This is a genomic window from Bacillus sp. IT-79MI2 (assembly GCF_949768135.1).
GTDB classification, from domain to species: domain Bacteria; phylum Bacillota; class Bacilli; order Bacillales; family Bacillaceae_G; genus Bacillus_A; species Bacillus_A pseudomycoides.
This window is the reverse complement of record NZ_CATKPV010000029.1, coordinates 1-292: the sequence shown is the minus strand read 5'-3', so window position 1 is coordinate 292 and position 292 is coordinate 1. Positions and strand designations below refer to the sequence as shown.

Below are 292 nucleotides of genomic sequence, written 5' to 3'. Positions count from 1 at the left end.
GTTCATCAATATAAGTTTCCGTGTTTTGTTTTCGTTTAGTTTTGAGAGTTCAATAAACGTATTGACTCTTAAAAGAGAATATGATATAAAATAATTCCGCAATTTGTATGGGCCTATAGCTCAGCTGGTTAGAGCGCACGCCTGATAAGCGTGAGGTCGATGGTTCGAGTCCATTTAGGCCCACCATACAATTTGGGGCCTTAGCTCAGCTGGGAGAGCGCCTGCCTTGCACGCAGGAGGTCAGCGGTTCGATCCCGCTAGGCTCCACCAAAACGCTATTTTATATAGCATG

2 tRNA genes are annotated in these 292 nt (G+C 44.9%); both read left to right on the top strand.

The features are described from left to right. The first annotated feature begins 109 nt into the window (after window positions 1–109). Window positions 110–186, top strand: a tRNA-Ile gene (locus ACM6HU_RS02050). Window positions 187–194: 8 nt separating this feature from the next. Then, window positions 195–270 (top strand) — tRNA-Ala (locus ACM6HU_RS02045). Window positions 271–292 lie beyond the last annotated feature (22 nt).